A 5,306-nucleotide genomic window follows, 5' to 3' on the forward strand; every position below is an offset into this window, starting at 1 on the left:
CCCGAACCCCGAGCCCCGAATCCCGAACCGAATGTGTACTCACGTGTTGTAGCCGCGCGACACCATCCACGCCCCCAGAGCGCAGGGTGCCGCCGAACAACAAGCCCCGAGCGGGCAAAAGGGCGACTCCGGTCAACCGTCACAGGCGGCGGCGGAATGCGTACTCTGCCGCCCGAACGGGTAGGGATCAGCCGACAGCACGAGTCCGGCACTCATCACGGAGGACGTCATGGCCGACACGCACGCGACCGCTCGCCCGCGCAGCAACGCCGCCCGGATCTGCACGATCCTGGCCTTCGTCTTCGCCGTCGTCGCGATCTTCGTGGCACCGGTGCTCTTCGGCATCGCCGGCCTGGCCCTCGGCATCGCCGGCGCCGTGCTCGGCGACAAGCCGCTCGGCTGGTACGCCGCCGCCGCGAGCGTCGTCGGCGCGGTGATCGGCCTCGCACTCGCCGCCGCCCTGATCAACTGACCCGCCGGCCACCCACCGACGAGAGGCCCGCCGAACGGCGGGCCTCTCGTCGTCCCCGAACGGCCGCAGCGCGACCGGTCAGCCGGGCGGCGACCCGATCACTCCCCGCCGCCGCGCAGACCGGCCAGGACCTCCTCCAGCTCGTCCGGCTTGACCAGCACGTCCCTGGCCTTGGAGCCCTCCGACGGCCCGACCACCCCCCGGGTCTCCATCAGGTCCATCAACCGGCCCGCCTTGGCGAAGCCGACCCGCAGCTTGCGTTGCAACATCGAGGTCGAGCCGAACTGCGAGGTGACCACCAACTCCACCGCCTGCACCAGCAGGTCCAGGTCGTCGCCGATGTCCTCGTCGATCTTCTTCTTGCTGTCCTGCGGCGGGGCGAGCACGTCCGGACGGAACTCCGGCTCACGCTGGTCCCTACAGAACTTGACCACGTCGGCGATCTCGCGCTCGGTGACCCAGGCGCCCTGGATCCGGATCGGCTTCGACGCGCCCATCGGCAGGAAGAGACCGTCGCCCCGACCGAGCAGCTTCTCCGCGCCCGGCTGGTCGAGGATGACCCGCGAATCCGCCAGCGAGGAGGTGGCGAACGCCAGCCGCGACGGAACGTTCGCCTTGATCAGGCCGGTGACCACGTCCACCGATGGCCGCTGGGTGGCCAGCACCAGGTGGATGCCGGCGGCCCGGGCGAGCTGGGTGATCCGGACGACGGAGTCCTCCACGTCACGCGGCGCCACCATCATCAGGTCGGCCAACTCGTCCACGATCACCAGCAGGTACGGGTACGGCCGCAGCTCCCGCTCGCTGCCCGGCGGAGCCTTGATCTCGCCGTTGCGCACCTTGCGGTTGAAGTCGTCGATGTGCCGAACCCCGTTGGCGGCGAGGTCGTCGTAGCGCATGTCCATCTCGCGGACGACCCACTCCAGCGAGTCGGCCGCCTTCTTCGCGTTCGTCACGATCGGCGTGACCAGGTGCGGGATGCCCTCGTAGCCGGTCATCTCGACGCGTTTCGGGTCGATCAGCAGCAGCCGCACCTCGTCCGGCGTGGCCCGGGTCAGAATCGACACCAGCAGACTGTTGAGGCAGCTCGACTTGCCGGCACCGGTCGCCCCCGCGATCAGGATGTGCGGCATCTTGGCCAGGTTGGCCACCACGTAGCCGCCCTCGATGTCCTTGCCGAGCGCCACCACCATCGGATGGTGGTCGCTGGTGGCGGCCCGGGAACGCAACACGTCACCGAGGGCGACGTTCTCCGGGTCGGTGTTCGGGATCTCCACACCGACCGCGCTCTTGCCCGGAATCGGGCTGAGGATGCGCACGTCGGGGGACTTCACCGAGTACGCGATGTTGCGGGACAGCTGGGTGATCCGCTCGACCTTGACGCCCGAGCCGAGCTCCACCTCGTACCGGGTGACCGTCGGGCCCCGGGTGAATCCGGTGACCTCGGCGTCCACCCCGAACTGGTCGAACACCCCGGTCAACGCGGCGATCACCTCGTCGTTGGCCTTGCTGCGGGTCTTCGGCGCCGCACCGCCGCTGAGCATGTTGGCCGGCGGGAGGGTGTAGTCACCGTCCATCGCGGTGAGCGCCAACTGCTCGGCCCGGGTCGGCGGCGGCGAGTGCTCCGGCGGCTCCACCGGCCGGCGGCTGGCGGGCACCTTCGCCGGCGGCTTGCGGGGCAGCACCAGCGTGTCCTGGAGGTCCACCGCGTCGGGGTCGTCGTCCAACGCGTCCAGGGCGTCCGGGTCCGGCGGCAGAGCCTTCTTCCGGGGCCGGCGGCGGGCCGGCTTCTCGACCACCGCCTCGGCCTCGTCGGCCTCCGGCGGCGCGACGAGAGTACCGGCGAGCAGACCGAGCCGCTCCGGAATCTTGTTGATCGGGGTCGCGGTGACCACCAGCAGCCCGAAGAGAAGCAGCAGGATCAGCAGCGGCACCGCCACCCACGCGGTGACCGCCGCCTTCAGCACGTCGCCGACACCCGCGCCGACCAGCCCGCCCGCGTAGTCGCGCTGCGTCCCGTCGACCGGGTCCTGCCCGATGTGCAACATGGCCGCGGTGGCGACCACCATCGAACCCCAACCGACCAGGCCACGCCCTCGGTGCGCCGGGTCGGGCGGGGTACGCATCATCCGCCAGGCGCCGATCATCAGCAGCACCGGCACCACGATCGCGATCGCGCCGAGGAAGAGCCGGGTCGTGTCGGCGATCCGCTCGCCGAGCGGGCCCGCGCCGGAGAACCAGATCCCCACCCCACTGAGGATGGCCAAGCCGAACAGGAACAACCCAGCGCCGTCGCGGCGGTGCTCCGGGTCCAGGTCGCGGGCGGAGGCGACCTGCCGGCCGGCGCCCCGCACCACCCAACCGACACCGTGCGCCAGGCCCATCCACAGTGCACCGACCGCCCGCCCGACGTACGCCGCCGGGGCGGGCCGGGCGGCGGTCCGCCGCCGGGGGGCCGCCTTCGTGGCCTTCTTCGCCGGTTGACGGGCACGGCTGTTCGTGGTTCCGCGCGGCGACGCGCCGCGTCGCCGGCTCGCCTGAGAGGTACGGCCCGCCATAGAGTCACCGTAGCGGCGTGACCCGGGAGATCGCCGCTTTTCCGGGTCGTGTCCGTGTGTCGCAGCACGGACCGCGCGCGCAGACGTGTTATTCGCCTCAGGAAGGGATGCCCGATGGCGTCGCCTGCTTTCGAGGACGGTCCGGACCCCCTGGCCGGTCACCCGCAGGCCCCGCGGCCGCTCACCCGCGACCTGGTCGCCGCCGTGCTGGACCGGCGGGGCTACGCCTGGTCCACCGACCACGACGGCGACCTCGTCGGGCGCTGGGACGACAACCTGATCTGGTTTCTCCGTCCGGGCGAGGCCGGAGAGCTGCTCCAGGTCCGCACCATGGCCGCGCCGGCCTTCGGCATCGAGTACGTCCCCGCGCTCTACGCCTTCTGCAACTCCTGGAACCACGACCGGCTCTGGCCGAAGGCGTTCGTGCACGTCGACGACGACGGGGTGGCCCGGGTCTGCGGCGAGGTCATCACCGACCTGGAACGTGGGGTGACCCCGCACCAGCTCGACCAGCTCATCGACTGCGGCATCTCCACCGGCTGCCAGCTCGCGGCCGCTGTCGGCCGGCTGCCCGGCGGGACGACCCGGTGACCCGCGGGCACGGCGAGGGGGAACGCCCGCCGCTGGCCGCCCGAGCCCCGGAGCTGGTGGCCGCCCTGAACGACGCCCGGGACACGCCCGACGGCGAGGCCCGCTGCGCGGAGCTGGAGCGGGTCGCCGCTCGCGCCGACGCGCTCGGCGACCCGAGGTCCGCCCTGGACGCCCGGCTCGCGCTGGTCGAGGCGTACCTGCTGCACGGGGAACGGTGGCGGGTGGTCGAGCCGGTACGGCGCTGCCTGGCCACCGTCGACCGGTGCCCGGAGCTGCTCGCCGAACGGCCCGGCGACGCCGACCTGCTGCGCCGGCACCAGCGGTACGCCGTCGAGGCGGCGATCGGCACCCCACGGTTCGGTGTGGACACCGCCCGTGCGCTCCTCGACGACCTGGCCGGCCGCACCGGCGCGCAGAGCGGCCCGGTCGCCCAGCTGCGCTGCCGGCTCGCCGACCACCTCGGCGACGAGCCGACCGCCCGCCACTGGTACGCCGTCTGGTGCGCCGCCGCGCCCGACCCGACGGCCGGCTGCCCCGGGTGCCTGCCGGCCCGCCAGGCGGAACTGCTCGCCGGCTGGGGCGACGACACGGCGGCGTGCGAGACCCTGCGTCCGGTCCTCGACGGCGCGGTGGACTGCACCGACCAGCCGGAACGGGCCCTCGCGGCGGGGCTGCTGCCGTGGCTGCGGGTTGGGCGGGCGCAGCGCGCCGGGCAGGCGCACGTGCGGGCGTACCGGCGGCACCGGCGGGAACCGGGGGCCTTCCCGCTGCTCGCCGCGCACCTGCGGTTCTGCGCCCTGGGCGGGCACCCCGAGCGGGGACTGGCGATCCTCACCGAGCAACTGCCCCGGCTGGACCACCCTAACGACGACCTGTCCACGATGGAGTTCGCCGCCGCCGGGGCACTGGTCTGCGCCGTCGCCGCCGAGGCGGGACTGGGCGACCGGCGGGTGCGCCGCCCGGGGCTCGGCAGCCGGCCGGCTGCCGAGCCGGACGTGGCGACCCTCGGCACCGACCTGCTGACCCTGGCCACCGGGCTGGCCGGCAGTTTCGACGCCCGCAACGGCACCGGCCACCAGTCCGGCCGGATCGCCTCCTGGCTGGCCGAACGGCCCTCCGGCACGCTGGTGCCGCTGCCCGACGAGCCGCCCGACGAGCCGGCGGAGGACGACGACCCGCCCCTCGCGCCGGCGGTCGACGAGTTGGCCGCGCTGCGCCTGTCGATGCTCACCGACGTGCTGGACCGGCGCGGCGACGTGTACGCCGTGGACGCCGGCGGTGTGGTGGTCGGACGGTGGCACGAGGCGGTGATCCAGTTCCGGCAGGTGGGCACGCGCGGGGAGATCCTGCACGCCCGGGTGCTCGCGGCCCGGCGGCTGCCGGCGGCCCGGCTCGCCGAGGCGTACGCGTTCTGCAACGCCTGGAACCACGACCGGCTGCTGCCCAAGGCGTACGCGCACGAGCTGGGCGACGGTGAACTGGTGCTGGCCGGCGACGTGACCACCGACCTGGAGCACGGGGTGACCCCGGCACAGCTCGGTGTGCTGGTGGACGCGACGGTGGCCACCGGCGTGGCGTACGCGGAGGCGGTGGCCGCACTGCCCTGACCGCGCGTACCCGGACGCGACGCGGCCCCCGACCACCGGGCGGTGGAGGTCGGGGGCCGCTGTCGGGCACCGCGGGCG

At 73.6% G+C, this 5,306-nt stretch carries 4 protein-coding genes; 3 read left to right on the forward strand and 1 reads right to left on the reverse strand.

The features are described from left to right. Window positions 1–229 precede the first annotated feature (229 nt). A complete protein-coding gene (locus E1165_RS27815; RefSeq protein WP_132394667.1) occupies window positions 230–472 on the forward strand; it encodes a hypothetical protein in 243 nt (80 codons plus the stop codon). A gap of 98 nt (window positions 473–570) precedes the next feature. Here E1165_RS27815 and E1165_RS27820 read toward each other — a convergent pair whose 3' ends face one another. Next, complete coding sequence (locus E1165_RS27820) at window positions 571–3,030, reverse strand: DNA translocase FtsK (protein WP_132394668.1); 2,460 nt, start codon at window positions 3,028–3,030, stop codon at window positions 571–573. Between the two features lie 114 nt (window positions 3,031–3,144). Between E1165_RS27820 and E1165_RS27825 the strand changes: the two genes are divergently transcribed. Then, a complete protein-coding gene (locus tag E1165_RS27825; protein WP_132394669.1) occupies window positions 3,145–3,621 on the forward strand; it encodes a YbjN domain-containing protein in 477 nt (158 codons plus the stop codon). Further along, the gene (locus E1165_RS27830; protein WP_132394670.1) at window positions 3,618–5,228 is read left to right on the forward strand and encodes a YbjN domain-containing protein; all 1,611 of its coding nucleotides are present in this window, start codon (window positions 3,618–3,620) and stop codon (window positions 5,226–5,228) included. Before E1165_RS27825 ends, E1165_RS27830 begins: the two co-directional genes overlap by 4 nt. The last annotated feature ends 78 nt before the right edge of the window (window positions 5,229–5,306 follow it).

This window comes from Micromonospora sp. KC723 (assembly GCF_004348595.1).
Classification (GTDB): Bacteria; Actinomycetota; Actinomycetes; order Mycobacteriales; family Micromonosporaceae; genus Micromonospora.